At 61.0% G+C, this 26,989-nt stretch carries 22 protein-coding genes and 1 tRNA gene; 14 read left to right on the plus strand and 9 right to left on the minus strand.

The genetic code is table 11. The features are described from left to right. Nucleotides 1-195 precede the first annotated feature (195 nt). The 5 genes from VH599_17740 (at nucleotide 196) to VH599_17760 (ending at nucleotide 5,375) form a co-directional block, all read left to right on the plus strand. Nucleotides 196-480: a hypothetical protein gene (locus VH599_17740; GenBank protein HEY7350166.1), complete on the plus strand. Its 285-nt coding sequence runs from the start codon at nucleotides 196-198 to the stop codon at nucleotides 478-480. Next, nucleotides 477-1,244, plus strand: coding sequence for a hypothetical protein (locus VH599_17745; GenBank protein HEY7350167.1), 768 nt, complete (start codon nucleotides 477-479; stop codon nucleotides 1,242-1,244). The genes VH599_17740 and VH599_17745 overlap by 4 nt, the downstream gene beginning before the upstream one ends. A 314-nt stretch (nucleotides 1,245-1,558) precedes the next feature. Next, nucleotides 1,559-2,596, plus strand: a complete 1,038-nt coding sequence (locus tag VH599_17750; protein ID HEY7350168.1) for an alpha-hydroxy acid oxidase — start codon at nucleotides 1,559-1,561, stop codon at nucleotides 2,594-2,596. 160 nt (nucleotides 2,597-2,756) lie between these two features. After that, nucleotides 2,757-4,358 (plus strand): AarF/UbiB family protein, encoded by a 1,602-nt coding sequence (locus VH599_17755; protein HEY7350169.1) that lies wholly within the window; start codon nucleotides 2,757-2,759, stop codon nucleotides 4,356-4,358. 27 nt (nucleotides 4,359-4,385) lie between these two features. Then, nucleotides 4,386-5,375: a hypothetical protein gene (locus VH599_17760; GenBank protein ID HEY7350170.1), complete on the plus strand. Its 990-nt coding sequence runs from the start codon at nucleotides 4,386-4,388 to the stop codon at nucleotides 5,373-5,375. Nucleotides 5,376-5,708: 333 nt separating this feature from the next. Here the strand turns inward: VH599_17760 and VH599_17765 are convergent, their stop codons facing one another. Beyond that, nucleotides 5,709-5,924: a hypothetical protein gene (locus tag VH599_17765; GenBank protein HEY7350171.1), complete on the minus strand. Its 216-nt coding sequence runs from the start codon at nucleotides 5,922-5,924 to the stop codon at nucleotides 5,709-5,711. Nucleotides 5,925-6,317: 393 nt separating this feature from the next. Between VH599_17765 and VH599_17770 the strand changes: the two genes are divergently transcribed. Further along, a complete protein-coding gene (locus VH599_17770; protein ID HEY7350172.1) occupies nucleotides 6,318-7,181 on the plus strand; it encodes an arginine deiminase family protein in 864 nt (287 codons plus the stop codon). Nucleotides 7,182-7,517: 336 nt separating this feature from the next. On the opposite strand, the gene VH599_17775 is transcribed toward VH599_17770, so the two are convergent. Next, entirely contained in the window at nucleotides 7,518-7,787 is a 270-nt protein-coding gene (locus VH599_17775; protein ID HEY7350173.1) for a DUF433 domain-containing protein, read from the minus strand. A gap of 446 nt (nucleotides 7,788-8,233) precedes the next feature. Between VH599_17775 and VH599_17780 the strand changes: the two genes are divergently transcribed. Further along, nucleotides 8,234-8,857: a Uma2 family endonuclease gene (locus tag VH599_17780; GenBank protein ID HEY7350174.1), complete on the plus strand. Its 624-nt coding sequence runs from the start codon at nucleotides 8,234-8,236 to the stop codon at nucleotides 8,855-8,857. A gap of 78 nt (nucleotides 8,858-8,935) precedes the next feature. On the opposite strand, the gene VH599_17785 is transcribed toward VH599_17780, so the two are convergent. From VH599_17785 to VH599_17795, 3 genes are all read right to left on the minus strand, one after another. Then, nucleotides 8,936-9,008, minus strand: a tRNA-Arg gene (locus tag VH599_17785). A 15-nt stretch (nucleotides 9,009-9,023) separates the two neighbouring features. Then, nucleotides 9,024-10,310 (minus strand): NAD(P)/FAD-dependent oxidoreductase, encoded by a 1,287-nt coding sequence (locus VH599_17790; protein ID HEY7350175.1) that lies wholly within the window; start codon nucleotides 10,308-10,310, stop codon nucleotides 9,024-9,026. 127 nt (nucleotides 10,311-10,437) lie between these two features. Beyond that, nucleotides 10,438-11,778, minus strand: a complete 1,341-nt coding sequence (locus VH599_17795; GenBank protein ID HEY7350176.1) for a PQQ-binding-like beta-propeller repeat protein — start codon at nucleotides 11,776-11,778, stop codon at nucleotides 10,438-10,440. A 422-nt stretch (nucleotides 11,779-12,200) separates the two neighbouring features. Here VH599_17795 and VH599_17800 point away from each other — a divergent pair, with 422 nt between their 5' ends. Further along, nucleotides 12,201-12,677, plus strand: a complete 477-nt coding sequence (locus tag VH599_17800) for a CBS domain-containing protein (protein HEY7350177.1) — start codon at nucleotides 12,201-12,203, stop codon at nucleotides 12,675-12,677. A gap of 96 nt (nucleotides 12,678-12,773) precedes the next feature. Here the strand turns inward: VH599_17800 and VH599_17805 are convergent, their stop codons facing one another. Continuing rightward, the gene (locus VH599_17805; protein HEY7350178.1) at nucleotides 12,774-14,456 is read right to left on the minus strand and encodes a tetratricopeptide repeat protein; all 1,683 of its coding nucleotides are present in this window, start codon (nucleotides 14,454-14,456) and stop codon (nucleotides 12,774-12,776) included. Between the two features lie 454 nt (nucleotides 14,457-14,910). On the opposite strand from VH599_17805, the gene VH599_17810 reads away from it, so the two are divergent. Together VH599_17810 and VH599_17815 are read left to right on the plus strand one after the other, a co-directional pair. Then, complete coding sequence (locus VH599_17810; GenBank protein ID HEY7350179.1) at nucleotides 14,911-16,425, plus strand: leucyl aminopeptidase; 1,515 nt, start codon at nucleotides 14,911-14,913, stop codon at nucleotides 16,423-16,425. Between the two features lie 384 nt (nucleotides 16,426-16,809). Next, a complete protein-coding gene (locus tag VH599_17815; GenBank protein ID HEY7350180.1) occupies nucleotides 16,810-17,379 on the plus strand; it encodes a hypothetical protein in 570 nt (189 codons plus the stop codon). 173 nt (nucleotides 17,380-17,552) lie between these two features. Here the strand turns inward: VH599_17815 and VH599_17820 are convergent, their stop codons facing one another. Next, the gene (locus VH599_17820; protein HEY7350181.1) at nucleotides 17,553-18,251 is read right to left on the minus strand and encodes a hypothetical protein; all 699 of its coding nucleotides are present in this window, start codon (nucleotides 18,249-18,251) and stop codon (nucleotides 17,553-17,555) included. Nucleotides 18,252-18,781: 530 nt separating this feature from the next. Here VH599_17820 and VH599_17825 point away from each other — a divergent pair. Further along, the gene (locus VH599_17825; protein ID HEY7350182.1) at nucleotides 18,782-20,725 is read left to right on the plus strand and encodes a peptidase MA family metallohydrolase; all 1,944 of its coding nucleotides are present in this window, start codon (nucleotides 18,782-18,784) and stop codon (nucleotides 20,723-20,725) included. A gap of 85 nt (nucleotides 20,726-20,810) precedes the next feature. Beyond that, nucleotides 20,811-21,467, plus strand: a complete 657-nt coding sequence (locus VH599_17830; GenBank protein ID HEY7350183.1) for a hypothetical protein — start codon at nucleotides 20,811-20,813, stop codon at nucleotides 21,465-21,467. Between the two features lie 454 nt (nucleotides 21,468-21,921). Here VH599_17830 and VH599_17835 read toward each other — a convergent pair whose 3' ends face one another. Continuing rightward, nucleotides 21,922-23,166 carry a sigma-70 family RNA polymerase sigma factor gene (locus tag VH599_17835; GenBank protein ID HEY7350184.1) on the minus strand — a complete coding sequence of 415 codons (1,245 nt, stop codon included), beginning with the start codon at nucleotides 23,164-23,166 and terminating at the stop codon, nucleotides 21,922-21,924. A gap of 526 nt (nucleotides 23,167-23,692) precedes the next feature. On the opposite strand from VH599_17835, the gene VH599_17840 reads away from it, so the two are divergent. Continuing rightward, on the plus strand, nucleotides 23,693-24,451 hold the full coding sequence (locus VH599_17840; GenBank protein ID HEY7350185.1) for a hypothetical protein: 759 nt from the start codon (nucleotides 23,693-23,695) through the stop codon (nucleotides 24,449-24,451). A 300-nt stretch (nucleotides 24,452-24,751) separates the two neighbouring features. Further along, complete coding sequence (locus tag VH599_17845; GenBank protein HEY7350186.1) at nucleotides 24,752-25,897, plus strand: serine hydrolase; 1,146 nt, start codon at nucleotides 24,752-24,754, stop codon at nucleotides 25,895-25,897. Nucleotides 25,898-25,945: 48 nt separating this feature from the next. Here the strand turns inward: VH599_17845 and VH599_17850 are convergent, their stop codons facing one another. After that, the gene (locus VH599_17850) at nucleotides 25,946-26,899 is read right to left on the minus strand and encodes a cation diffusion facilitator family transporter (GenBank protein HEY7350187.1); all 954 of its coding nucleotides are present in this window, start codon (nucleotides 26,897-26,899) and stop codon (nucleotides 25,946-25,948) included. Nucleotides 26,900-26,989: the final 90 nt, after the last annotated feature.

Genomic DNA, 26,989 nt, shown 5'->3' on the forward strand with positions numbered 1-26,989 from the left:
AGTGGTCAGGAGCGCGCTTCTTGTTTTCTAGATTTCTCAGCAACTTCTAAGCCGAGTTTCAAGTGGCTCTTAGCTCGTCGGTTTATCTTACTACCAGAGGAGCCGGGGGGACTGACCTCAATCCCTGGGCGCTGGCAAGGCCGCGCGCGCAGGGAAGATGCCAACGATGCCAATAGAGACAGAAAGAGAAGAGGAATGAAAGCAACCAGCAAACGCAAGCGTTTCTGGCTCCCGCTGGTCATTCTGGCGCTGGCCGTCGCGCTCGCTCTGGGTGGCTGCGCCAGGAGCGTCCAGAATACTGGCGCGTCCAGCAGCCAGACCACCAACGGCGCGGGTAACTCCGGCCAGACCAGCACAAATGATGAACTCAATCATCTCCAGCAGATCGATCAACAAAATCAGCATGACTCAGATACCCTGGACAATGATGAGCAAAACGCCAATCAAGACAGCGGCACCGACCAGGAGATCATCCCATGAAACACATACAACGCTTCTGCTCACAGCGCCTGCGGCTCGCGCGCCCGCATCTGGCGGGCCTCTCGCTGGCCCTGGTAGGAGCCTTCGGCCTGCTCAGCGCGGGCGTAGCCGCTGCTCCTGTCGCCTCGGCGGCTTCGCGCTGCACGACGGTGGACTGCGTTCAACAGTTCGGCGATCAACGCATTCAAGAGCGGCTGGCCGCGCTGGATAAGCTCAAGGACAGAGCCAGGAACCATAAGGGCCTCACCGATCAGCAGCGTAACGTCATTACTGATGACGCGACCTTCAATGAGAATGGCTTGAATGCCCTGAAGAAAAAGCTCGATGGCGAAACCGACCTCAGAGCAGCCCTTGCCGATGTCAAGAACATCTACGTGCAGTTCCGCATCTTTGCCGTCGTGCTGCCGCGCGACTATGGCGAGATTCTACTCTTCCATGAGCAAAACGCCATCGCCCGCATGACCGACGCCAACCAGCAGATCAGCGACCTCATCCAGAAAGATAAGGACGCAGGCCACGATGTAACCAAGCTTCAGGCGTTGCAGAGGGACTATAACGCCAAACTGCGAGACGCGACCAATAAGACAAACGCCGCGCAGGGGCTGATTCCCAGCCTGATCCCTGCCAACTATCCTGGTACCAACACCACGCTCAGAACCTACCGCAGCGATCTGAAGACGGCCCGCCAGGACATCAAAGGCGCGGCTTCCGACCTGCACCAGATGATCCAGATTCTCAAAGCCGACCTGGGCGGCCAGGGCTAGACTCCTCGTGGCTTGCGGGCCAGCAGCGGGCAGCGCGCTCGCTGCTGGCCCGTTCCACCAATTATTGGGGGCGCCACTTGTAGCGCCGCCATCTTGGCGGCCACCGCTGCGCAGGGCGAGCGTTCGCCCACCAGGCCACCGGACCGGCAGGCCAGCGTTGAGCCGCCTGGAAGGCGGCGCTACAAATACCAGGTCTCGCTTGCCAACACCTCATGTTTGGTGGAACCTTCTTTTTGCGAAAGCGTGCGCCCGGCAGACAACAGTGCTACAATGTCGTCTGCATACGATGTATCTGGATGAGAAGGAGCATGCTCGTGAGCCTGGTCAATGTGTTTGAGTATGAGGCGCTGGCACAGGCGCGAATGGAGCCAAGCGCCTGGGACTTTTATCAGGGCGGCAGCGATGACGAGGTAACGCTGCGGGAGAATCGCGCGGCGTTCGAGCGCATTCGGCTGCGCCCGCGCATGCTCGTCAACGTCGAGACCTGCGAGATAGGCACAACAGTGCTGGGAACGCCGGTTAGCATGCCCATCATGGTGACGCCCACCGCCTTGCACTGCCTGGCTCACCCGGAAGGTGAGTGCGCAACTGCCCAGGGCGCAGGCCGGGCAGAGACGCTGATGGTCGCCAGTACCGCGTCCACGCGCACGCTAGAGGAGATCGCGCAAGCAGCAAGCGGCCCGCTCTGGTTCCAACTCTATGTCTTTGATCGCAAGACCGGCGCGGCGCTGGTCCAGCGCGCGGCTCGCGCCGGGTATCGCGCGCTGGTGATCACCGTTGATTCTCCGCGCTGGGGACACAAAGAGCGCGCCATCAAGAGCGGCTTCGATCTGCCGCCGCATCTCTCCGAGGCGAACCTAACCGGCTATGAGCCGATGAGTGGTTATGCGCCCTTAACCTGGGCAGACCTGGCCTGGCTGCGTTCGCTGACGCCGCTGCCACTCATCCTCAAAGGCATTCTGACAGCGGAAGATGCGGCGCTGGCGCTTGAGCATGGGGTAGATGGCATCATCGTGTCCAATCATGGCGGGCGGCAACTGGACAGCGTTATCCCCACCATCGAGGCATTGCCAGAGATCGTCGAAGCGGTTGCCGGGCGCTGCGAAGTCTATCTTGACAGCGGCATCCGCCGGGGTACAGATGTGCTGAAAGCCCTGGCCCTGGGGGCGCGCGCCGTCCTGATTGGGCGGCCCATACTCTGGGGGCTGGCTGCCAGGGGAGCAGAGGGCGTCTATGAGGTGTTGGAACTGCTGCGGGCAGAACTCGATCTGGCGATGCGTCTGGCCGGATGCCCCCGGCTTGAGGACATCCAGCGTTCGCTTGTAAAATTACCTTTGGGACTGTATCACTAAAAACTGAGCGTCTTGCCAACTGATATATAGTAAGTGTTCGTAGAACATAAGGCAGGATCAATGGGTAAGGAAGCGTGAATGGTTTGTTCGTAGAGAAGGGAGGGGCGGCGCTGACCCACTGCCGCACAACAGTATGGCAAAACTCAAGAACCATGTAAGCGTGACATCATCAGGCAACTTACTCACCAGGCGGTTCTCTCGCCACCCGGAGCGCTACCTGGAGATTTATCGGGTGCTGCGCAAGCACGAACTGCATCATGTGGCCGCTCAATTTATGATGGCTCACCGGCATGAGGAGGAAGACGAAGAGTTTGGCCTGGATGGGCATCTGGAAGAAGCGGAAGATCATGCCGAAGACCTGGCAAGCGCCCTGGAAGAGTTAGGGCCATCGTGGATCAAACTGGGCCAGCTCCTCAGCACCCGCCCGGATTTGCTGCCAGCGGGCTATATTACCGCCCTCGCGCGCCTTCAGGATACCGTCACGCCCGTACCCTGCGAGAAAATCATCACGATTGTCGAGAGTGAACTGGGCGCGTCTGTGGATGAATTGTTTTTGTCTTTTGATCGTGAGCCACTTGCCACCGCCTCGCTGGCGCAGGTGCATCGCGCCGTGCTGCACGATGGCAGCGAGGTAGCCGTCAAGGTGCAGCGCCCTGGCGTGCGCAATCGGATTGAGATTGATATTGAAGTCATGCACGAACTCGCCCGTTTCGCCACGAAACATACCTCGTTTGGCGCGCGCTACGGCCTCATGCAGATGGTCCGCGAACTGGAACACAGCCTGAGCCAGGAACTCGACTTCCGCCAGGAGGCCGAGAACACCCGCCTGATTAGCCGCCAGATCGCTGAATTTCAACGCCTGACCACGCCCACCGTCTACAGCGACTACACCTCGCGCCGCGTGCTGACACTCAGTTTCGTGCATGGTCAGCACCTGGCGGACCTCAGCCGCGCCCAGGTGCAGGAGCTGGATACGCGCCCCATCGCCAAAGAATTGCTGGCGGCCTATCTCAAGCAGGTCGTCATTGACGGCGTGTTTCACTGCGACCCACACCCCGGCAATATCCTTCTAGCCGAAGATGGCCGCCTGGCGCTCATGGATTTCGGCATGGTAGGGCGCTTCGATTCCGGCCAGAAAGACCACATCATCCTGCTGCTGCTGGCCTTTGCCGAACGGCTGGGCGAGCGCGTTGCCGATACCTACCTGGAAATGATGGAACTGCCCAGGGGCTTTGACCGGCGCTCCTTCACCCAGGATGTCTCTGCCCTGGTCAGCCGCTATCATGATATGAGCGGCGGACGAATGGCCCTGGGTACCGCTCTGCTTGACCTCACCCGTCTGTCCCAGGCACACAGCGCCCCGGTACCCAGCGCCATGACGCTGCTGGGCAAGGCCATGCTCAACCTGGACGGCGCCATCCGCGCCCTTTCGCCTGAACTGGACCCGGTGCAACTCATCCGCGAATATATGCTTAAAGTGATGGAAAAGCGCATAAGCGGCCAGCTTTCCGGCGGAAGAGTCTTTGCCTGGGTGCTGGATATGAAGCGCCTCTTCGAGAACTCGCCCCGGCGCGCCGATATGATTCTGGACAAGCTCGCCAACGATCAGATCACCCTCCGGCTGGAGGTAGACCAGTTGGACGAAGCGATCAAAAGCGTGAACCGCGCCACCCGGCGCCTGGCGCTGAGCGTCCTCATTGGCTCCTCGATTATTGGGGGCGGCTTCATTCTGGAATTTCTGCGCAAACCACGCAAACGATAATCACCTTGCCCATCAGGAGAGCTAGCGATGCTTATCATCACCGCCGACGAACTGCGCCAGGCCGTCCCTATGCGCGAAGCAATGGAGGCGGTTGCCAGCGCCTTTGCCCAGCTTTCCAACCAGCAGGCCGACGTGCCGCTGCGCCCGCATGTATCTGTGCCGCCGACGGATGGGCTGCTGCTGGTGATGCCCGCCTATCTGTCCGGCAGCGGCGCGCTGGGTGTCAAGCTGCTCACGCTCTTCCTGCATAACCCGGAACGGCATCATCTGCCATCCATCAACGCGCTAGTTCTGCTGTTTGACTCCGACAATGGATTACCGCTGGCGCTGATGGATGGCGGCTGGCTCACCGCGCTGCGTACCGGGGCGGCGTCGGGAGTCGCCACGCGCTTGATGGCGCGCCAGGACGCGCGCGTCCTGGCGCTCTTTGGCGCGGGCGCGCAGGCGCTGCCCCAGGCGTGGGCCGTCTGCGTGGCGCGGCCCATCGAGCGCCTCTGGCTGGTGAATCGCACGCCCGCGCACGCCGAACGCCTGGCAGAGCAGTTGCGCGCCTTCGGGACGCCCATCCCTGCCGATGTGCGCGTGGCCTCCTCGGCAACCGAGGCGCTGCGGGAGGCCGACGTGATCTGCTGCGCGACAGCCTCGCCCACGCCGCTCTTTGACGACGCCGACCTGCGCCAGGGCGCGCATATCAACGGCATCGGCTCCTATCGCCCGACGCTGCAAGAAGTTCCGGCGGCCACCGTCGCGCGGGCGCGGGTCGTCGTTGACGAGCGCCGCGCCGCCTGGGCCGAAGCGGGCGATCTGGTTATCCCCCGCGAGCAGGGCTTGCTCGATGAAAGCCACATCAGCGGCGAACTGGGCGAGCTTGTGCTGGGCCGCGTGGCCGGGCGCACCGACGACGCGCAGATTACCTTCTTCAAGTCCGTTGGCAACGCTGTCCAGGATATGGCCGTCGTGCAGCTTGCCGTCCAGCAGGCGCGGGCGCTGGGGCTGGGGACAGAGGTCCACCTGTGAGATAGCTCTGGTCCGGCATAGGGCTTGACTTTTCTCTCTTGCTCAATCACAATAGGGTGGAACACTGCCTGGCTCATGCGAAGACTTCACCACCCTGCTTGCCGAAACCAGGCTGACCGTCGAAGACATCTCGCGCGTCATGCTGCAACATCTCATCAACCTGCGGCGCAGCCCCACCTGACACCTCATCCTGCTGCGCTTCCCGCTGATCGGAGGCGTGAACTGGCTTGACCTACGGCCAGGGGCAGGCGCTGATGGTGTATCTGGTGGAGAGTGCTTTGTGTGTGGTGGGGAATGAATGAGGAAGCAGTTTTTCCAAACTGCCCTGCCAGATCACGTCGGGTGATCGTTGGAAGAGGCGGTCTCCTTTGCGCTAAATCCTGCGGCGATCATCTCGGCAATCTTCGTGGCGCGCTCGCGCTCAAACCACTCAAAGTGAAGATCGGCGCGATCTCCTTCTGGCCCTTTGATGATAACGCTGGGATTGCCTTGCTCTGGAATATATAAATCTACCTGGTGTTTCCTACGCGACTTGAACGTTTTCAGCATCGTTACACCCCCAAAAGAATGCAATCTGCCGCACTGAAATCGTTATGCGTCGCCTCCGTTGCTTCCAGAACGGCATACCTCCTGACTGTGCCACCTGTAGGCAGCTTCAAGGGAAGCTGCCTACAGGCAGATCACTGCTTTAGTTCAGCAGTTGACACTGCAACTCCGGCGCCTTGAGCGCCGCATGTGTGCATGCACAATCCATACCAATTCCACCTCGGACATCTGGTCAGGCTGCTTTCGATCAAGCGCCCAGACCTCAGAAGCGGCGCGAGCCATTGCCAAAAGGCATCGACAGCGCCGAATAATTCTAGTAGACTGTTGGCGAGATACGTTTCTGGGCTTCTCCCCAACTGGCGTGAAGGCAGCGCCGCGAAGAAAGTGAGGCAGACGATGAGCACCTATGGAAGTCAGAGCATGATTGCCCCGCTCCGGCGCGTCCTGGTGAAGCGGCCCGACCAGGCGTTCGCCGTCGCTGACCCGGCGGCCTGGCACTACACGGCACGGCCTGATTTGACCGCTGCCCAGCAAGAACACGACGATCTGGTGGCCCTGCTGCGCCAGGGCGGCAGTGAGGTGCTCTATCACGATGAACCCCAACCCACCCATGCCGATGCCATCTTTACCTTCGACCCCGCACTGGTGACTGACCAGGGAGCCATCATGCTCTCGATGGGCAAGCGGCAGCGGCGAGGGGAGGAAGCCGTCATGGCCCGGCGTTTCGAGGCGCTCGATCTCCCTATTCTCTCTACTTTGCACGATGACGCGCGCGCCGAAGGGGGCGATCTGCTCTGGCTGGATCACGATACGCTGGCTGTGGGGCAGGGGTTCCGTACCAATGCCGAAGGGCTGCGTCAACTGCGCGAGGCGCTGACTCCGCTGGGAGTAACCGTCATCCCCGTAGACCTACCCTACTACAGCGGGCCAGCGGCGTGCCTGCATCTGCTCTCCCTCATCAGCATCGTAGATGAGCGCCTGGCGGTGGTCTATCCGCCGCTCCTTTCAGTCCCCTTCTGGCAGGAATTGCAGCGGCGCGGTTTTCGTCTCATCGAGGTACCCGAAGAAGAGTTCCTGACTATGGGACCGAACGTGCTGGCGCTGGCCCCTGGGCAGTGCGTCATGCTCGAAGGCAACCCCACCACCCGGCAGAGGCTCCAGGAAGTTGGATGCCAGGTCTGGACCTATCGTGGCAACGAGCTTTCCTTAAAGGCGGAGGGCGGCGCAACCTGCCTGACTCGCCCGCTGCTGCGTGGGTAAGGGCAGCATGGGAGGAGGGGTGGGGCTGACAGGAATCGAACCTGCGACACACGGTTTAGGAAACGAAGGAACGCCGCTTAGGTCGGCAGCAGGGTTTGCTCGATTCGGTCAGGATAAACGGTGCTGAACACGGAAATTATGAAATAATCCTTGAAACACTTGCAGTTTGCTCGATTCGGTCAGGATAAACGGTGCTGAACCGCCCGACACAGGAGCCTTGGCACTCCCTAATTCCCTCTAGGGACCGCTCAATACGACGGGTTTTGGAAAGTCGAGTACGCTTGTTGGCGACACGCAAGAGAATCACTCCATACGTCGGTAGCCGTTCCAGGAACTTCATGAGGCGGCTGGTTCCCTGTCGCTGGCCGGAGCACTCAGCACCTGAGCCGCGTACCCAAGCGCAGCGTAAATATCCTCGTAGGTGAGGAACGGGTAGGAGTCGAGCACCTCCTCATAGGTGTCCCCACACGCCAGGTTTTCCAGGACAGTCTCCACACTCAGGCGGCTTCCGGCAATCACTGGCTTGCCCCCCAGGATGTCAGGGTCGCTCTCGATACGCGGCGCAAGCTGGCGCGGCGCTCCTTGGGGGGTTGTATGCTGTCCCATAATGTCCACCTTTCTTGAAGCCAGCACGAACCTCTCTGTATCGCACCATATGTGTATAGGCCGGTGAGAATTGCATTTTTGCAATTATATGATATAATCAAACTGGTCTGAAAGCCTGCCGTATGGAGGTCGCAGCGCAAGCTGCTTAGGACTAGCCAAGCTTCGACTTGGGTAGCCAGGGCGATAGACACCCTGGTTTTTTTATACCTCAATCACCAGCGCGGCCCGCTCCAGGCGTTTCAGGTGTTGCGCGGTGTAGGCCTTCCCTCCTGGCAATCTCTCAGAAATCCAGCCATGCTGTCAGCAAGCCGCAGCATCGGGCTTTGCTCATCCTTCAAGCCTTCTATTACCCCGTTTGGCAACCCTCGTGGTAGAATGGCTAGGTAAGCCAAGAGTGTATCTCTGGTAGGGGAGAGCGCACTGCTAGCCCACAGGGAGGGCCAGATATGGCAATGACGACACAACACTACACGATTATCAACCTGCCGGGCAAGCTGCTGAGCGCCGCAGAATATGCGCTTTTGCCTGATGAACCAGGCTGGCGAATGGAACTGGACAGGGGAAAGGTAGTGAAGATGCCAGCAGTAAAAGACCCACTGCACGACTGGATTCTCTCGAATCTGCACGATGCGCTTTCCCCTTACGTGAAGCAGCATCGCCTGGGCGCTGTTACCTGGGAGCAAGTGGGCTATGACATCACGCAGCCAGGCGAGCCAGAAGAATCCACCTGGATGCCTGATCTGGCGTTTGTGCGCACTGAGCACGCGCGCCAGGTGCTAGAAGCGCGTCAGCGAGGTGAGTATCCGCATCTGGCTCCTGATCTGGTGGTTGAAGTGGTGTCACCGAGTCAGAGCAAAGCTGATATGACCGAGCGTGCGCATCGCTGGCTGGCGGCAGGAACACGGCTCCTGTGGGCCATCTGGCCGAATCAGCAACAGGTAGACATGTGGCAGCCAGATGAGCCGATGCAAACGTTGAGCGCCCGCGAGCGTCTGGATGGCCTGGACGTTGTGCCGGGTTTCACCATGCTCGTCGCTGATCTGTTTATCATACCGTTCGATATGAAGTAGCCGAAGAACAACGGGCGCGGCATATCGCCCCTGTCAGTGAGGAACTGCGCAAAGGTGGTGCGGTGGAGTTGAAGCGGGTGGGGCTGACAGGAATCGAACCTGCGACACACGGTTTAGGAAACCGTTGCTCTATCCCCTGAGCTACAGCCCCACAGAGACGCTGCTATTATACTCCATCGGTGGCAGTCGGCGCAACCGAAGCACGCCTGGCCTGCGCTTTTCTGTCCTTCGCCTCTTTGCCCGGCAGCAGGGCTTGCAGCGAATATTTGGCAAAGGTGCGCACCAGCGAGGGGTTCTTTGTCACCAGATTGAAGAAGATTTTCGGGCTGAAGTCGCCTTTGAGCAGTGACGCCGCCTGGTCCAGCGTGAGCGCTTTGAGCAGGTCCAGCCCTTTGTCCCACTGCCGGTCGGTGAAGCGGGCGATGCGTTGATTGATGCGCCAGGCGATCTGAAGGTCGCGCAGGTATTTCGCGCGCCATTCGTCCTCGTAGCGGCTCAGTGCTCTGGGCGACCAATCGCCCGCCGTGATCGCTTCGCCAACCACACGCCCGGCGATGCGGCCCGCGCCGATGGCGTAGCGGATGCCTTCGCCCACCAGCGTAGACCCCTGCATGGCGGCATCGCCAGTGGCAACCAGGCCCGGCAAGACCATCCTCTCCGGCGGCGCTTCGGACGGGAACAGGCCGGTATGATACTCGACGGGGCTGGCCTGCGCCAGCATCGGCGCAAGCTGCGGCACGCGCTGAGCAATCTCATCGAGATAGGCGCGGGCGTCTTCACTGTCGGCGTCGGGCTTGAGGATACCTACGCCCACGCGCACCCGACCATTGCCGCGCGGAAAGAGCCAGGCGTAGCCAGACGGAGCCACTTTCGACCCCATGATGAGATAAACGCGATCCTGATCGAAGTTGGGGGCGTAGAGGTCATATTCCGCGCCATAGCCATAACGCTCGAAGTTTTTGTGCAGCCCGGCGCGCGTAGCGATGATTGAAGAGAAGCCGCTGGCGTCAATGACGACCCTGGCGCGATACTCCACCGCGCGGCCCAGGCGGTCTTTGACCGTGACGCCCACCACCTTGCCATCCTCCAGCAGAGGCGTCTGAGCAACCGTCTTGAGTTCGATCTGCGCGCCCGCCGCGATGGCCCGCTGCGCCAGATATTGATAGAGGCCGCGCACATCCAGCACACAGGTCACGGGGTCGGGATAGTGGAAAGCGACTTCGCGGTTGGGCGCGAGGAAGAGAGCGGTACCAACGGGATGGTAGAGATGGCTGGGGATACCCAGCGCCTTCAGATCGCTGATCCAGCTTCCCCCGCTGGTATGGATGGGATAGCCGATCTCGCCCTGGCGCTCCAGAATAACCACATCCACGCCCTGCCGCGCGACCGCCTCTGCGGCGGCCAGCCCGGCTGGTCCACCTCCGACAATAACCACCGATTTTTCAATCTGCATGTTCCCTCGCTTCTCGCTTCCAAAAACCCGACGCCGCTGCCGCGTCTGTGTGCTGCTGGGTCAATTCGCCTCCATTATACCCAGGGCGCGCGCGAGATAACAAGTCCGTCTTGTGGCGCAGGCGCGGCTAGCTCAGCACAGGAAAGATGGAACCCGTTCCGGCGTCGTAGCTCCAGAGGAGCGAACCGTTGTTTGCATTGAGGGCCAGGACATAGTTGTGGCTATCGGGGTCAAAAGAACTGGAGACAGAAAAGCCATACAACGCAGCATCTTTGGCGCTGCTGATGCCCACGTAGTCTGCCGATCTATAGCGCCAGAGGACGGCGCCGCTGCTCGTCTTGAGCGCGGTCACACCCTCATTGGAGAGGGTCAGATAGATCGCCCCGTCATGCACCAGATCAATATTCATCGTACTGGTGATCTTCGTGTGCCAGCGCACCAGGCCATCCTGCTCGCTGAGGGCAAGCAGTTGACCGGTAGTAGTCCCCAGGTAGAGCGTGCCGTTGTCCAACGTTGATGAGGTAAATGAGGAGGATTTACCACTCGCCTGGTATTGCCACAGCACAGAGCCGTCGCTGGCATTCAACGCCAGGGCCAGCGGCAAAGCAGCCAGGTTCTGCTGCCCGCTGGCGAGCAGATAGAGCGCGCCGTTGTCGGCGTCAATCAGGTCCAGGTTCTCCAGGTCTTTCCTGGCGGCTGGGTAGCGCCACTGCAAAGCGCCAGTGCTGGCATTGAGGACATAGAGGACCACATTCGGCGCATCGCTGGCCCGATGAGCCGCGAGCAGATAGACCTGCTCCGCCACAACTTTTAGCCCGGCAAAGGGATAGTCCATCTGGAACTGCCAGCGCGCCGATCCATGCGCGGCGTCCAGCGCGTACAGCTTATTATCGGCTGTCGCCACATAGACCACGCCATGAATCAACCCAAAGAATGAGCCGTTGATCTGAGAGCGCCACGCGATGGAGCCGTTGCGGGCATCCAGAGCAAAAATGGGTCCAAGTGTAGAGCGGCCCCCTGAGTTCAGGGCAATATCTCCATAGACCAATCCATTCTGCACCGTAATCACATGCGGCTCCCCGCCGACGCTGGCCTTCCAGCGCACGCTGCCATTGCCAGCGTTCAGCGCGTAGACCGTCTGATTATCGGCGCCAACGTAGAGCGTATCATGGTCCACCACCGGCACATTTTGCACCTGCGCCCCGGTGATATAGGTCCAGCGCAGCTTGCCGGTATTGGCATCGAGCGCCGAAATGGCGGACTGTGGCACAGCTTCTATCGGGGCATCTGGTGAAGCGTTGGGCGTCATCGCGCTGAAATACAAACTCAGCGGCGGCGGACTCGCGGGCTTCGGAACCGTCGTAGGGGAAAGGGAAGACGGCGCGGTAGGTAGCAGCGCGTTTTCGCCACATCCGGCCAGCGCAAACAGGCTCAGGAGTATCAACACATGCGCCATTCTGCTTCGCATTGCATACGCTCTCTTCTACTGAATCTTCGCCAGAACCTCATCCCTCTTGTATATACGCTCTTCAATACACGCTCCGAGATGGGATCAGATCAGAGGCGCCGACGAATCCCATCAAAGCCTCTCACAATTGCGGCGTATATAGCAGCAACAACTATGCCTTCCTTTTCTGGCAGCCTGCTCCAAGCTGCATCAGAATCGAGCCAGGGTCCGCATCACGACCCAAAAACCTGTCCCGTTGGCATCCGTCTTGCAGCACAACGTTAGCAGGCTTACCGGACAGATCGCAAATTGATTGTGCAAAAGTCTTTACGCGCGTCTGGGCGATCAGGTACAATAAGCACAGAGAAGCGTCAACGGCGACGCTTTCCAGGCCACGCGAGCGGCTTTCGCGTCGCTCATCCAGCGAAGGAGGAACACATCCTATGCAGGCACGCGACATCATGACCCTCAATGTGATTACGATCCACCCCCAGGCCAGTGTGCAGGACGCCGCCCGGCATCTTTCGGATTACCACATCAGTGGGATGCCGGTAGTTGATGAGGACCGTCAGGTAGTCGGCATTGTCACGGAGACCGATATTATCACCAGGCCCGGCGCTACCGTCGAAAAGATTATGACACGCCGCGTAGTCAGCGTCCAGGAAGATACCCCGGTTGACGAGATCGCGCAAATCCTCACCAGCAAGCGCATCAAACGGACGCCGGTCATGGCTGGCAGCCGGTTGCTCGGCGTGGTCAGCCGCGCCGACATTGTGCGCATGATGGCAAGCCGCTGGGTCTGCCAGGTCTGCGGCTCCATTCACCTGGGCAAGATGCCCCATGCCTGCGATTCGTGCGGCGTTGATGCCGTCCACATCGCCCGCGAACTTGATCCTCGTACTGAAATTACCACACGCTAGCGTCGTCAGACCACTTTCCCTGACCATACTCCTACGCGGCGGCTCAGCGTTCCTGCTGAGCCGCATCGCTGCGCGCTCCAGAGGACAGCAGCGATGCTATAATGGCAGGAAACGATAGCGCAGGTAGGCTCTGGCTGCGCCCCAGCGATGCCCCAGGTTCCAGAGCGCCCGCGCTTTGCAGCGATAGACGGCGCTGAAGCGAGGGATACGTTGCAGGACGAGCGCGCAGGCATCCAGCGCCTCTTCGTACCGCTGGAGCGCGTTGAGCGCCTCGGCTTTCTGCGCGTAAGCGGGCGCATAGACAGGGTTCAGGGCAAGAGCCTGGTCGTAGGCAGTCAACGCTTCCTCGTGGCGCTTGAGCTTGCTGAGCGCAAAGCCCTTATTGAAATAGGCCAGCGCAAGGGTAGGATCAAGCTGAATGGCCCGGTCAAAGTCGGCCAGCGCCTCTTGCAGGCGATCCAGGCTGAGCAGCGCCACACCCCGGCCATTGTAGGAAAGTGGCTCGTCGGGGGCCAGTTGAATTGCCCGGCCATACGCCTCCAGCCCTTCCTGAGCATATCGCCCGGCCAGCCTTCTGCCCGCTCCAGCGGCACGCATCATGCTGCCGAGCGTAACGCCAGTAAGATAGTGCGCGAGCGCATAGTTGGGGTCTAATTCGACAGCGCGCTGATGCGCCGCCAGCGCCCTATAGGGCTGCCGCATCTCAGTCAGCACTACGCCTTTGTTGGTATAGAATAGTCCGTGATCGGGTTCTAGCACGATAGCCTGATCGAAGGCTGTCAACGCTTCCTCGTGGCGCTTGAGGTTCCACAGCGCCACACCCTTATTGTTATAAGCTGGCCCCAGGCCAGGGTCCAGTTGGATAGCCTGCTCACACGCGGCCAGCGCCTCCTTGTGGCGCTTGAGATTAGCCAGCGCCAAAGCCTTATTGTTATACGCAGTCGCCAGTTGGGGGTCGAGCGCAATCGCCCGGTCAGCCTCCGCTAGCGCCTCCTCATGGCGCTTGAGGCACCACAACACAAAACCCTTGTTGTTATAAGCAGGCGCTAGTTGGGGATCGAGGGCAATCGCCTGCTCACACGCGGCCAGCGCCTCCTCATAACGCTTGAGATCGCCCAGCACCAAAGCCTTATTGCTATAAGGACCGGCTAGTTGGGAGTCGAGGGCAATCACCTGCTCCAAGACCGCCAGCGCTTCCTCGTGGCGTTTGAGATGGCCCAGCGCCACAGCCCGGTTATTATGGGCATCGGGGTAGAATGGATCGAGCGCAATCGCCCGGTCAGCCTCCGCCAGCGCCTCCTCATGGCGCTTGAGGTTATCAAGCGCAGCACCCCTGCCAGTGATGCCCTCTAAATGGTTGGGGTCCAGCGCCAGCGCGCCCTCATAGGCCGCCAGCGATTCCTGATAGCGCCGGAGGTGCAGCAGAGCGGTCCCTTTGCCGCTGTGGGTATCGGGGTCGTTCGGGTCCAACGCGACGGCGCGCTCGGCAAGGGTCAGCCCCTCCCGCGCGCGATGCAGAGATACCAATGCCTCTGCCGCGATGGCATAAGCCCGCGCGTGGGCAGGGTCCAGTTTGATAGCCTGATAACAGGCCGAGATGGCTTCGGGATAATGCTTGAGGCGCTCCAGCGCCGCGCCTTTCTGGCTCCAGCCAGCGGGGACGGTGGAGTCCAGGGCCAGCGCCTGTTCGCAGAGCGCCAGCGCCTCCTGGTACTGGTGCTGCTTCAGCAGCGCCCGGCTCTGCGCCATTAACTGGCTGATAGGCTCATCTGCGCTCATCAGAGACTCCTTTCTGCCTGATTGATGCCAGTAGTATAGCAGAGCCGGAGGCAACGCGCCAGTCCCTGTTCCACCAAACACGAGGTGTTGGCAAGCGAAACCTGTTACTCGTAGCGCCGCCGTCTCGGCGGCTCAACGTTGGCCTGCTGATCCGGTGGCCTGGAGGGCGAACGCCACTGGTAGCGCCGCCGTCTCGGCGGCTCAACGTTGGCCTGCTGGCGCGCTGGCCTGGAGGGCGAACGCTCGCCAGGGCGCAGCGGTGGCCGCCGAGACGGCGGCGCTACGGGCTGGCCGCCGAGACGGCGGCGCTACCAGTGGCGCGCCCAATAGTTGGTGGAACCGCCAGTCCTGCGCAAATTGACAGCGCCCGCCGCTATCCGGCATAATCTCTCTACAGAAGAGAAATCGAGGATGATTCTCGCTCATCCGACAAAGCAGAGGAGCCGCATTTCTTATGGACATCAGCATCGCTACCACGCCCGCCAACACCACTGCCGCCGACGCCGTGGTCGTCGGTATCTTCAAGGCCAGCCGCACCGACGCGCTGGAAGGGCCAGCCGCCGCGCTCGACACCGCGCTGGATGGCGCGCTTGCCGCCATGCGCCGCGATGGCGAACTGGTCGGCGCCGCGAATGAAACCACCGTCGTCCACACGCTGGGCAAACTGGAAACGCCGCGCATCGTGCTGGTCGGCTTCGGCCCACGCAAGAACTGCACGTTCGAGAGCGTGCGCCGAGCCGCCGCCGCTGGATGCCGCGCCGCCCGCAAAGCCGGGGCGCGCCATGTGGCCCTGGCCCTCTGGTGGCCGGAACTTGCCCATCTGGGCATCGGCGCAACCCATGCCGCCGAGGCATCCGCCGAAGGCGCGCTCTACGGCCTCTATGAGTTCAAGAAATATAAGAGCAGCAGCGACAACGGCGACACCCACAAGCGCGTCGAGCAGATCACCTTGCTGGGCGAAGACGAGAACGCCTTGCGCCAGGGCAGCGAGCGCGGGCGCATCATCGCTGAGGCCGTCAGCTTCTGCCGCGACCTGGGCAACGAGCCGCCCAATGTCCTTACCCCCACCGAACTGGCCGCGCGCGCCCGCGACATGGCCGAAAGCTGCGGCCTGGAGTGCGAGGTTCTGGAGCGCGAGCAGATGCGCGAATTGGGGATGGGCTGTCTGCTGGGCGTGGCCCAGGGCAGCGCCCAGCCGCCTAAGCTCATCATCCTGCGCTACAAAGGCGATACCGGCGGCGCGCCGGGTCTGGCGCTGGTGGGCAAGGGCATCACCTTCGATACCGGCGGCATCTCCATCAAGCCCGCCGCCAACATGGAAGCGATGAAGATGGATATGTGCGGCGCGGCATCGGTCATCGCCGCCATGCAGGCTATCGCGCATCTCAAGCCGAAGATCAATGTCACGGCGCTGGCTCCGGCGACGGAAAATATGCCCGGCGGCAATGCCTATCGCCCTGGCGACATCCTGCGCGCCATGAACGGCAAAACCGTCGAGATCGTCAATACCGACGCCGAAGGCCGCCTGATTCTGGCCGACGCGCTCTCTTACGCCCGCGCCCACAACCTTTCGCCCATCGTGGACGCCGCCACCCTGACCGGCGCGATCATCGTCGCCCTGGGCAGCGTGCGCGCGGGCATCTTCGCCAATGACGACGACCTGGCGCGCCAGATTCAGGAGATTGGCGAAGAGATCGGCGAGCGCTTCTGGACCATGCCGATGGATGAGGATTACGACGACCTGATTAAAAGCGAGATCGCCGACGTGCGCCAGAGCGTCAGCCGCCGCGAGGCCGGTTCCATTGGCGCGGCGCGCATCCTGGGCCGCTTCGCCGAAGGCGCGCCCTGGGCGCATCTGGACATCGCCGCCGTCAACGACTTCGGCAGCGCCAAACCCTACGCCGACAAAGGCGCGAGCGGCATTCCTGTGCGCACCTTCGTTGCCCTGGCCGAGCGCCTGGCGAAGTAAGCAGCCGCAGGAGCGGCTGCCACTTGTAGCGCCGCCATCCTGGCGGCCAACGTTGGCCTGCTGGTAGGTTGGCCTGGAGGGCGCACGCTCGCTCTGGCGAAGCGTTGAGCCGCCAAGATGGCGGCGCTACAAGTGGCGTGCGCCCTGGCGCAGCGGTTCGCCGCCTGGAAGGGACGCGCGAGCGACCAACGGGAGCGAGAATGCCGAGGCATAGCCGAGGCAAGCGGCCCTCCCCGAAGGGGCAGTGGCGCTGCAAGTCGTTTTCACCCAGAGTTGGTATCAAGTTCAATACGTAGCAGCAGCAGAGGCCGCGTGATAGGAAGCCATCCTGGCGCGTCATAGCTTAGACGGCATCTGAGACATTCCTGAAAGGAGGCGCTTCTTATGAAGCAGCTTGCCACGCTAGCTGGCCTCGCGCTGGTGGCAGCCCTCCTGGTGAGCGGCTGCGGCGGCGCTTCCCCATCACAAACAGGCAGCACACAGCGGCCAACCGCGCAGCCGACGCCTGCCCCAACGCTCATAGCGCAGGCCCCGGCTGGATGCCCTATTACCCCCATCCACACGGAACCCTACAGCGGCCCCGGCAGCGGCTCCGATCCGAAGGGACTCCCCTGGGTGCAGGCTGAGCCAGCTTCATCAGGCATCACTGCCTTTCTCTTTTATGCGATAGACCCTCAGCACTATTTTCTCCACGCTGGCGGGCGATTCCCCAATGGACCGAATGACAAAATCCTCTGGGTCATTGAGAGTCCTCAAGCCACGAATGAAGTAGAGATCAAGGGTACAATGCTCTCTCATGGGCATGAGACATTCGATCAAACGTTTTCGGAGGCGGTCAGTCCGCTAGGTAATTATCCCTCCATTATTGATGTGTCTACTCCTGGCTGCTGGCAGTTCACCATCACCAGCGGCCCGGTTACGGGGACCATGATTGTCTGGGTCACCGATGACTAATCAAGGAGGCGTGCCATGCCAGCCCCTAGGCGCGCCAGCCGTCGTGGCTGGCGGGGTGGGGAACTTGTAGCGCCGCCTTCCAGGCGGCCAGCGTTGAGCCGCCTGGAAGGCGGCGCTACAGGTGGCCTCGCCCGCAAAGAAAACACGCGGGAAGACTCATGTGTTGGCCGACATCAAGGCAAACAGGACTTTTGGGTTGCTGACTTGCGCAGTTCACAGCGCAAGATCGGCAGACCATGACGTTCCCAGATACGCTGGAAGCGCGACTTCACCTCTGGCTCAAAGCCCACCAGATAGCGCGCCGCGTGGGTCTTCGTAAAGCGGCAATCCGCTTCCAACAGCGCCAGCATCTCCAGAAAGAACGCCTCGTGATCGGTCATCACGCTCAGCGTCCCCTCCGGGGCGAGCGCCGCGGGGATCGCCTCCAGAAAGACAGGGTTCACCATCCGGCGAGAACGAAACTTGGGCCGCATGTTGGGATCGGGAAAATGGACATAGACGCGCCGCAGCGAAAGCGGCTCCAGCAGCGCGTACATTCGCGCGAAGTTCCCATGAAGCAGGCGCAGGTTCGCCAGCGCGAGCGACGCGGCTACCTCCACCCCCTTCTCCAGCGGGCGGCGAGCTATATCAACACCCACAAAATTGACCGCTGGCTCTTTCGCGGCCAGCGCGCACAAAAACTCCGCTGTGCCACAGCCCACCTCAAGCTCCAGCGGCGCGTCGTTCCCAAACAGGCTGCCGGAGCAGAGCCGGGGAACCACTTCCGGGTGTTCATAGAGCGTTCGGGGGTCATAGCGCAGCAGATAACGCTTGAGCAGCGCGTCATCCAGGGGCTGCGTGTGGATAGAGCGCAAGAGCGTTCTTCGGGACATCTTCATCTTCTCCTCATGTCGCCCCGGCTGGACACAGCGTAGCTCCCGGCATGTGCGCGCAGCCCATTGCAGAGCAGCGCGCGTGGAATCTGAAGATGTGGGCAAGCGAACAAGGAGCAGGGGAGAAGTACAAGGGGAAGGGGAAAAACCGATCTCGCGCCTGGCAGCGGTGTTCTTCCACAGCGTCAGTTGGGAGTACCAGCGCCAAGACGAGGCAACGGCTCATCGTCAGTCGGACGGAATCAAACAGCCGACTGGCTCGCGCTGCGCTGTCGCGCAACAATTGCCTTCTGTCATCGGTGAACGGGTACGCTTAGCTGACCCAGGAACGAACGACTGCCGGCTGCCTTGACATGAGCGGCGGAGACCTCCTGTGAAGATGATAGCAGCAGTATAGCATGCCCACCAGCAAGAAGCAAAAACGGGGGAAATCGCCAACACCCATACCACTTGCCACCTTTCGCGCTTTTGCCGTACAATGTTCGCAGACTGAGCAGCAACGTTGACGCTCTGTGAGCGCAGGGGGCTTGATGAGTAAAGAGCAGCCGCGAGATTACTACACGGAAGAACATGGACTATCAGCGCCCACTCAGGCGCGAATACAGCGCCGCTCAGGCGCTCTGACGATGCCAGGAGGGCGCTCACTGGCCGCGCTCTGGCTGGCGATCACGCTGGGGCTGGTCGCCGCGTTCAGCCTCAGCGCCGGGATTGCCCAGGCCAGCTCAGCCCGCCCAGGCGCGAATGCCATTACCATCACCTCACAGACGCAAACCTACACCTACGCCACGCGGATGACCTTTCAGGTGCAGGCCAGTGACAGCGCCGGAACGATCAACAAGGCCGAACTCGAAATCAAGGTAGCGCAGATCGGCATGGACCGCCGGATCACCGTTCCTGTCCCTCAGCCCGGCGCGACGGTTTCGCTGGCCTATCGCTATGATCCAGGCAGCGATTATCTGCCGCCTTTCACTCCCATCACCTATCACTGGATGCTGAGCGATAACACGCAGCACAGCCTGACCGGCGCAGATCAACATTTCGATTTCGCCGATACGCGCTTCACCTGGAGCCATCTTACCAAAAATGACATCTCCATCTACTGGTATCATCAAAATACCGCCTACGGACAGAATCTCCTGAACACCGCCGTAAAAGAAGCCACCTCCATTGAGCAAGACCTTCATGGCACGCTGACGGACCCCATTCACGTGCTGGTCTATGCCAGCGATCAGGACTTGCGCGGCGGGCTGCCATCCGACACCCCCAATTGGGCGGGCGGGGTGGCGCTGATTCCGCTCCATGAAGCCCTCATCGTCGTCGGAGACGCGCAGTATCCCCTCCAGCGTGACCTGCCCCACGAACTCACCCACCTCATTCTGCATGAAATCGCCGGGCTTGGGTGTGGCGGATGCCCACTCTGGTTTGATGAGGGGATGGCCGTCTATCACCAGATTTATCACGAGCCGGACTTGCAATATGCCTTCGATACCGCCGTTCACACCCAAAAACACCTCCTCTCGTTCAACACCCTCACTGATCGCTTTCCCGATGACGCCGAGCAGGCGGAGCTTGCCTACGCCCAGAGTTGGAAGTTCATCACCTATCTCTATAGCACATTCGGCCAGCCAAAAGTCGCCCGGCTGGTAGATGCTTTGCCAACCACTGCTTTTTCTACCGCCTTCTCGCAGGCATTTGGCCTGAGTGTTGATAAGACGGAAGATCAATGGCGCAAGAGCCTGGGGTTGAAGCCCACCACCAACAGCCCACAGGCCACACCCTCCACGAGCAACACACCCGGCGGCAGCCAGACCTCAGACGCATCCGCCAACGAGGGCAGCGGCAACGGGCCAATAGAAGCCATCGGCCTTGGCTTCGCCCTCCTCCTGCTGGTGGGGCTGGCGGGTGTCGTCTTCCTGCTGCGGCGAAGCCGCCAGGCTCCGGCTCCAGTCATGGGGCCAGGCGGCGCCTGGCCTGCCTCAGCCACAGCCGCCCCTGCGCCATTCGGCGCTATGTCGCCAGGCTACCCGCCCCCTGGCGCGCCGCAGGGCATCGCTACGGATGAACACTTCCAGAGGCAGATAGCGCAGCGGCAAGCACTCTTATGGAAGATTGACCTGTTGATCGCCGCTGAAAAGCGCCTGTCCATCCAGAGGACCGAGATTGAGCGCCAGATCGCGCTCTATGCTGCCCAGGAACGCGAGGCGCGCGCTGAAAACAGCGAAAACCGGGCGATGCTGGCGCTGGATCGCCGCCAGAAGCTGGAGACACATATCCCCTACCTTCGGCAGCAGATTGAGCAGGCGCGCCTCCAGAAAGAGCAGGCGCTGGAGATGGAGCGGCGCATCTCGGCAGAGATTGGCGCGGCTTTCAATCAGCCAATGAGGCCAGCCAACGTCAACGCCAATGCTGGCCTTCCCTGGCCGCAGCCGGGCGGCGCTGTATCAACATCGGCGCGGCGCGTTTCCCAGGAATGAGCTTAGACAACATATCTACTTTTCCGCCGTTTCACTCGTTACATACATGAGGCATTATCAGAAGAAAGCGAGCGAAACGACCCTGATGGATGGTTTGAGACAGCGCATGATGCAGACCCGCCACCTCCTGCGCGTGGCGTTCGGCAGCGTGGCGCTTGCGATACTACTCGTCCTGTTCACCCCCCAGGCCAGCGCCGCTCATCCGGCGGATACCATCACCTTCACCTTTACCGTGACGGTACAGGCAGGCACAGCGCCCAGCGACGTGCTGTTCTGGCTCTGCCCGGATGCCCAGCCCGACGGCACAGGCTGTGAAGAAATGAATGCTCAGCCCGACGGCACATTTACCTATCAATTCACCGGCGACACGGGCACCACCTACCAGCATGTCATTATTGAGTGGTCGCATGGGCGGCTGCCAACCTCTCAAGGCCCCATTCCAGCCCCGCCTGCCCATATCGCCTGCGACTATCACCCCTTCACCGTCTCCGACACCGGGCCGCGCTCGATCACCTGCAACGCAGACGTTACGCCCGCGACTGTCACACCCGCGCCTTCGACCCCCACCGGCAGCCCGACACCGGCAGGCGCCGCAGACCCCAGCAGACCAACCCGCAGCGGCGACAACAGCACACTCATCACCGGCCTGCAAATCATCACCGTCGTTGGCTTCGTTCTGCTCGTCCTCCTCCTGGCGATTTTGATCTGGCAGCGGATGAGCGCCCGCAGTCCGGGGCATTAAGAATCCATAAAGAAATCAGCAAAAATCAAAAATTCCATCGGGGAGCAATGGACAAGCCCTGGCGCCCTGGGTACAATTCCTTTGGAGCGGCACAAGCGTGTGAAGAATGCGGCAGGGACCGCCGACAGAGCAAGGACTGTCAGCAGGACACGGAGCGTCCACAGAGTCAGGAAGGCTGCAAGGCCCGGATTGCCAGACAGGCATGGAACGTCAGAGCAGGCCCGGATCGCCAGGCAAACACGGAGTGTTGCGGGGCAGGGAACGCATATTTGTTTTTCGCGCGTTTCTGCTGGAGAGCCGCGAGCGGCACAGATACTGTGCCGCTCGCGTTTTTTTTGACTTGCAGCGCCGCCTCCCTTCGGGAAGGGCCGCTTGCCTCGGCTATGCCTCGTCGAGCGAGAGGTCCTTGCTCCCGTTGGTCGCTCGCGCGTCCCTTCCTGGCGGCCAACCGCTGTTAACCGCGCAGGCGATCCAACACCTGCGGATGGCGCAGCTTCGCCAGCGCGCCAGCCTCAATCTGGCGCACGCGCTCGCGGGTGATGCCAAGCTGGCGGCCCACCTGCTCCAGAGGGTAGGTATGGCCGCTGCCGCCCAACCCGAAGCGCAGCTCCAACACTAACTGCTCGCGGGGCGTCAGCACGTCTTCCAGCACCTCGCGCACCTCTTCCTTCATGGTGTGCATCGCCGCCGCATCCTCCGGCGACTGAGACGCCTCATCTGCCAGGACATCGCCCAGTTCCTGCTCATCGTCCTCCCCAACCGGCAGTTCGAGAGAGATCGGCGTACCGGGCGCGCCCTCCAACTCGTGCAGACGATCCACTTCCATGCCAACCGCATCGGCCAACTCAAACTCCGTCGGCTCGCGGCCAAGCTCCTGAATCAGGCGCTGGCGCTCACGGCGCACCCGATTGAGCGCGGTATTCACGTAGACAGGCAGCCGAATCGCGCGGCCCTTATCGGCCACCGCCCGGCTGATCGCCTGGCGAATCCACCACGTCGCGTGGGTGCTGAAACGGTGGCCGCGCCGCCAATCATAGCGTTGCACCGCCCGCATCAGACCGATATTCCCCTCCTGAATCAGGTCCAGCAGCGTCAGGCCACGTCCCACGTAACGCTTGGCAATGCTCACGACCAGACGCAGGTTCGCCAGCACAAATTCAGACATGGCGCTCTTGTCGCCAGCCTCAATCCGCTTTGCAAGATCGATCTCTTGCTGATGGCTAAGCATACGCACCCGCCCGATCTCACGCAGATAGGCGGTAATCGTATCGACTTCAGTCGCCTCGCCGCGCTCAGCCTCGCGGGCGAGTTGCTCTACCCGGCGCAGGCGCTCGCGCCCGGCCTCTCCCAGATCGGGCAAATCGTGCAGCGCCGTGGTATCGCTTTCCAGTTCTTCCAGATGATGCTCTATATCGGTATCCTCACGGGCGCGGACCTCTTCCTCCTCATCATCGACAATATCAATATCGTCGGCGAGGAGCTGATCCACGGCTTCATCAAGGTCCTCAAGCTCTGCTATTTGCGGCTGAGGATCGCCAACCTGCTCAGGCAGGCCGACGTGGGCCTGCGGGTCGTAATGCCGGGTGCGCTGGAGCGCAGCCTCTAGCTCATCACGGCGCACAAAACCTCGCCTGCGGCCCTTCTCAAGCAAATCGTGTAGCGTGGGGACCCATTCCTGCTCATTCATACGCTGTGTCATCTGCTCGTATTTTCCTATTGATAGGGCCTCGGCTGCTGCCTGGGACCCGTATGCGCTTCGCTCACCCACAATCTCATGACACTCAGCGGGGCGCTGCTGGCTCCCCGCTGGTTGACATCCTACAGGCTCCTCACACCACTCTTTACCAAAGCCCTCGTCCCAGGACCACGTATATCTATTCCATTTCAGGAGGCCGATACTGGCATTCTCCCGAAGGCCGATGGTCTTCGATGATCTGGCTACGAAAAAGTTCGTGAACCCTGTATATATTATCGGGCTTTTCACCCGTTCTTGACAAGACTTTTCGCTCTCACCTACTAAAATAGGCTATACGCCTGCTCAGCAGCAGAAAACGCTTAACTCAAAGTCTATCGCAAAAGCAGTGCCAGCAACAACCATGCCATCCACCTCACCTTCTGGCATCTGTTACCCTACGAACCATCCGACGTATTACTTTATGGCATTTCTACTCTACCTTGACCAACCTCTGCTTTTGAGGGCAAGATAACATGGAACGGATGAGGCGATGATCCCTGTACTGCCATCCGCTCTGCTGGAAGCAGAGCCAATCACTGGCGCGTATCCGCTCTCAAGCATCGCCCTCACCGCGCTGCTCGACTTTGCCGGATTATCTCTGGCTATCTGGACTCTCTGGTCATCCATCTGGCTCCAGCTAGGGGGCCATCTCCTCCGCGCCTTTCGGCTCATCTCCGTTGGCAGCCTGGCCTTCGCCCTCTCCCACCTGCTTGATACGATACTCCAGTTTCTTGCCATTGACGCGGCCACGCTGATCCATCAAGGCGCTGCCCTTCTCTCAGTGCTGTTCTTTCTCCCTGGCCTGGCCGGCCTTGCCGATGCGATCCCCGCCTTCAACGCCGCAAAAGCCGGGCAATTGCAGCCGCTCAGGTTCTGGCCCATCGCAGTTGGCCTCATCATTCTCATCAGCGCGGGCAGTTTCGTTCTCTATGGCGTTGGCGAAGTAAGCGAAACCGCCGCATTCATCGCGCTGGATGGCAGCCTGGTTATCCTGGGGGGCGTCTGCCTGGCGCTGGTCGTGCGCGCACGGCTGGGCGGACCCATCGGGCGTTCTTTGTGGCTGTCGCTACTTGGGCTGCTGCTCTTCGGGCTGGCACATCCTGCCCAGGTGTGGTTCTACGAGGAAACGAATTATCCGGCTGATCTCCTCGGCATCGTCCACCGGCTCATCGTCATCCCCGCCTTCTTCCTCTTCGCCATCAGCATCACCAGCGCCGCTCGCAGCCTCAACACCAGCATCACGGCTTGAGGCTGATCTCCCGGCCAGGGACCACTCCGAGGTGTTTCTCTTTCTCTCTACCCTATTTATACGAACAATACCCACAAAATGTTACATACCCCTGATGGGTATTTCTACTTTCATTCACATATACGTAAAAGTTACGCCAAAAGTTGCATACCTCCAGGGGGTACCTTGCTTCCCCATTCCCCGCGCAGCGCCCTCCCCAGGGCAGGCGCTCGCCCCTCCTGGCCCGTTTTCTGCCACAGCCCCCCACGCCCGCGCCGGACGGGATAACTCCTCAGTCGTCAAGGAAAAGAAGGCGTCAGCATGGATACAGGCCAGCAAGACCCTGGGATACGAAACCAGTTAGCAAGAGTTAGTTGGCGCTATCGCCCACTGAAGGCAATGCGCAAGTGGAACATACATCTGATTGACCTGCTCATCCTGGCGGGCGTCACCTTGATCGCAGCTATCGTACTCACACATGGAGATGCTGCGCCAGCCGCGTCCAGGCCGACATCCCAGCAGAGCATCCGTAATGTCATCGAAGCGCCGCCAACGACGGGCGTTCCGCCAGCCTGCCCAACCCTGCGGCCCGACCCCAGCTTCGGAGTCAGCCTGATCGACACGCAGACCGGCCAGCCGCTGTGTGAGCATAACCCCGACGGCATCGCTCAGCCAGCCTCAACCACCAAGGTGATGGCTGCCTTGCTCACCGCCAAATATCTGCAAGCGCGGCGTCTGAGCCTTGATACGCTGATTACTGTGCAGCCAATTGATAAACAGGTGGAGTGGGATGCCGCAGTAGCCTATCTTCAGGCAGGCCACAGCTACAGCGTGCGCGTCCTCCTCTATATGGCCTCCATCCTCAGCGCCGCCGACGCCGTCATGGTTCTGGCTCGTTTTGTCGCCGGATCACGCCAGGGCTTCCTGGCTCTGATGAACGACCAGGCGCGGCTGCTGGGCATGCGGCACACCCACTACACCAGCCCCTATGGCTACGCCAGCACCCCGCCCGATCACTGGCAGCAGGGCGAGCAGGCATCAGTCGGCAACTACTCCAGCGCCCACGATATGGCGCTGATGATGGCCGCCTTCGCAAAGTACCCCGATGTCGTCACGATCTTTGGGGCCAGCGCCTATCACCAGGGAGGCATCTGGCTGAGCCGTTCAAGCGGCTATGTCATCACCGATAGCTGGATCGGACTCAGCACAGCGGCTGGCGAACGCGGGAAAAACCTGCACCTGCCCTTCCAGGTGCTGGCCGTGAAAAAAGGCTGCATGTGGTGTGGGGAGTCCTATCACAAGCTCTCCTATGTCATGCTGGTACGCTTTCAGCAAGCGGTTGTCGCGGCAGCCTTCCTGTACACCACGCAGAATTACTCTGCCCCGTCTGTCGGTGATATGCTGGCGACCCTGCTCTGGGCGTTCCACCAGTGCGATCAGCCCGCCTACAGCGGCTATTGCCAGTGATGGGAGCGTGATGCAGGGGGAATATGAGCGCGCGCGAAAGACGCGATATTATTCGCTTGTTTTGGGCGACACATTCGTCGCATGTGCCGCCCCCTCCGGCTCGGCATGCACCACCGCGTCCATCACTTCCGGTATCCGGCGCTGAATCTCTGTGCTGACCTGATGGGCAATATCATGGGCTGCTTGAATCGAAATATCGGGGTCCAGAGCCACGGCTATATCCAGCAGCACGCGCTTCCCGGCCACCCGCGCGCGCAGTTCGCGCACACCCTTCACCTGCGGGTGAGAGGCGGCTACCTCGGTAATGCGATCAAGCAGCGCCCTGGGCGGCGCTTTATCCAGCAAAATGCCGGTGGTGCGCACACCGCTGCGCAGCGCCGTCCCACCGATCACCAGCGCGACAGCTATCGCGGCGAGCGGATCGGCAATCTTAAAGCCCAGCCCGGCAAAGATCAAGCCAATGATGACGGCTATCGCGCCCCACATATCCGAAATGAAATGAAACGAATCCGCCTCCAGCGCCGCGCTGCCGCCGCTGGCCCCAGCCGCCCGATTTAGATAGCGGCTGGTTGCCAGATCAATCACCACCGACCCGCCCATCACCGCAAACGCCCACCACTGCACATCAATTGTAAAACCGTTGATGATGCGCAAGATCGACTCATAGATCAAAATGCCGCTGGCAACGCCGATAATCAGCATTTGCAGCAGGCTGCTCAGGTTCTCGTAGCGCGCGGGTCCAAAGGCGTGCTGGCTGTCGGGGGGCTGCCCGGCGCGGCGAATGCCCCAGACCGCCAGCACGCTTGCCGTCAGATCAGTCAGCGAATGGACCGCCTCGGCGATCAACCCGATGCTGCCCGCCAGAAACCCGACGCCGCCCTTGACCAGAATCAGGCAGAGATTCACGGCCACCGAAACCAGCGCCGCCCGTATCTTGCCTGGCGTCGCTGGCCCAGGCAAGGGGGGCTGGTTCGTCCGGGGTGATACCACATGTTCGGCCATAGGCGTCATCCATTCTTACACCACAAATTGCCCGTTCTTGTTGAACAGCTGCCCATCCACCCAGACCTCGCCGCCGTCGCGCAAGTCGCA

Source organism: Ktedonobacterales bacterium (assembly GCA_036557285.1).
In the GTDB taxonomy this organism is placed as follows: Bacteria; Chloroflexota; Ktedonobacteria; order Ktedonobacterales; family DATBGS01; genus DATBHW01.

Excerpts from the sequence above, each read along its gene's own strand:
- VH599_17830 (HEY7350183.1), top strand. The coding sequence starts at position 20,811 with ATGGATGGTTTGAGACAGCGCATGATGCAGACCCGCCACCTCCTGCGC.
- VH599_17795 (HEY7350176.1), bottom strand. The coding sequence starts at position 11,778 with ATGCGAAGCAGAATGGCGCATGTGTTGATACTCCTGAGCCTGTTTGCG.
- VH599_17745 (HEY7350167.1), top strand. The coding sequence starts at position 477 with ATGAAACACATACAACGCTTCTGCTCACAGCGCCTGCGGCTCGCGCGC.
- VH599_17770 (HEY7350172.1), top strand. The coding sequence starts at position 6,318 with ATGAGCACCTATGGAAGTCAGAGCATGATTGCCCCGCTCCGGCGCGTC.
- VH599_17805 (HEY7350178.1), bottom strand. The coding sequence starts at position 14,456 with ATGAGCGCAGATGAGCCTATCAGCCAGTTAATGGCGCAGAGCCGGGCG.
- VH599_17820 (HEY7350181.1), bottom strand. The coding sequence starts at position 18,251 with ATGTCCCGAAGAACGCTCTTGCGCTCTATCCACACGCAGCCCCTGGAT.
- VH599_17850 (HEY7350187.1), bottom strand. The coding sequence starts at position 26,899 with ATGGCCGAACATGTGGTATCACCCCGGACGAACCAGCCCCCCTTGCCT.
- VH599_17800 (HEY7350177.1), top strand. The coding sequence starts at position 12,201 with ATGCAGGCACGCGACATCATGACCCTCAATGTGATTACGATCCACCCC.
- VH599_17775 (HEY7350173.1), bottom strand. The coding sequence starts at position 7,787 with ATGGGACAGCATACAACCCCCCAAGGAGCGCCGCGCCAGCTTGCGCCG.
- VH599_17835 (HEY7350184.1), bottom strand. The coding sequence starts at position 23,166 with ATGACACAGCGTATGAATGAGCAGGAATGGGTCCCCACGCTACACGAT.
- VH599_17810 (HEY7350179.1), top strand. The coding sequence starts at position 14,911 with ATGGACATCAGCATCGCTACCACGCCCGCCAACACCACTGCCGCCGAC.
- VH599_17780 (HEY7350174.1), top strand. The coding sequence starts at position 8,234 with ATGGCAATGACGACACAACACTACACGATTATCAACCTGCCGGGCAAG.
- VH599_17760 (HEY7350170.1), top strand. The coding sequence starts at position 4,386 with ATGCTTATCATCACCGCCGACGAACTGCGCCAGGCCGTCCCTATGCGC.
- VH599_17790 (HEY7350175.1), bottom strand. The coding sequence starts at position 10,310 with ATGCAGATTGAAAAATCGGTGGTTATTGTCGGAGGTGGACCAGCCGGG.
- VH599_17765 (HEY7350171.1), bottom strand. The coding sequence starts at position 5,924 with ATGCTGAAAACGTTCAAGTCGCGTAGGAAACACCAGGTAGATTTATAT.
- VH599_17845 (HEY7350186.1), top strand. The coding sequence starts at position 24,752 with ATGGATACAGGCCAGCAAGACCCTGGGATACGAAACCAGTTAGCAAGA.
- VH599_17815 (HEY7350180.1), top strand. The coding sequence starts at position 16,810 with ATGAAGCAGCTTGCCACGCTAGCTGGCCTCGCGCTGGTGGCAGCCCTC.
- VH599_17825 (HEY7350182.1), top strand. The coding sequence starts at position 18,782 with ATGAGTAAAGAGCAGCCGCGAGATTACTACACGGAAGAACATGGACTA.
- VH599_17840 (HEY7350185.1), top strand. The coding sequence starts at position 23,693 with ATGATCCCTGTACTGCCATCCGCTCTGCTGGAAGCAGAGCCAATCACT.
- VH599_17740 (HEY7350166.1), top strand. The coding sequence starts at position 196 with ATGAAAGCAACCAGCAAACGCAAGCGTTTCTGGCTCCCGCTGGTCATT.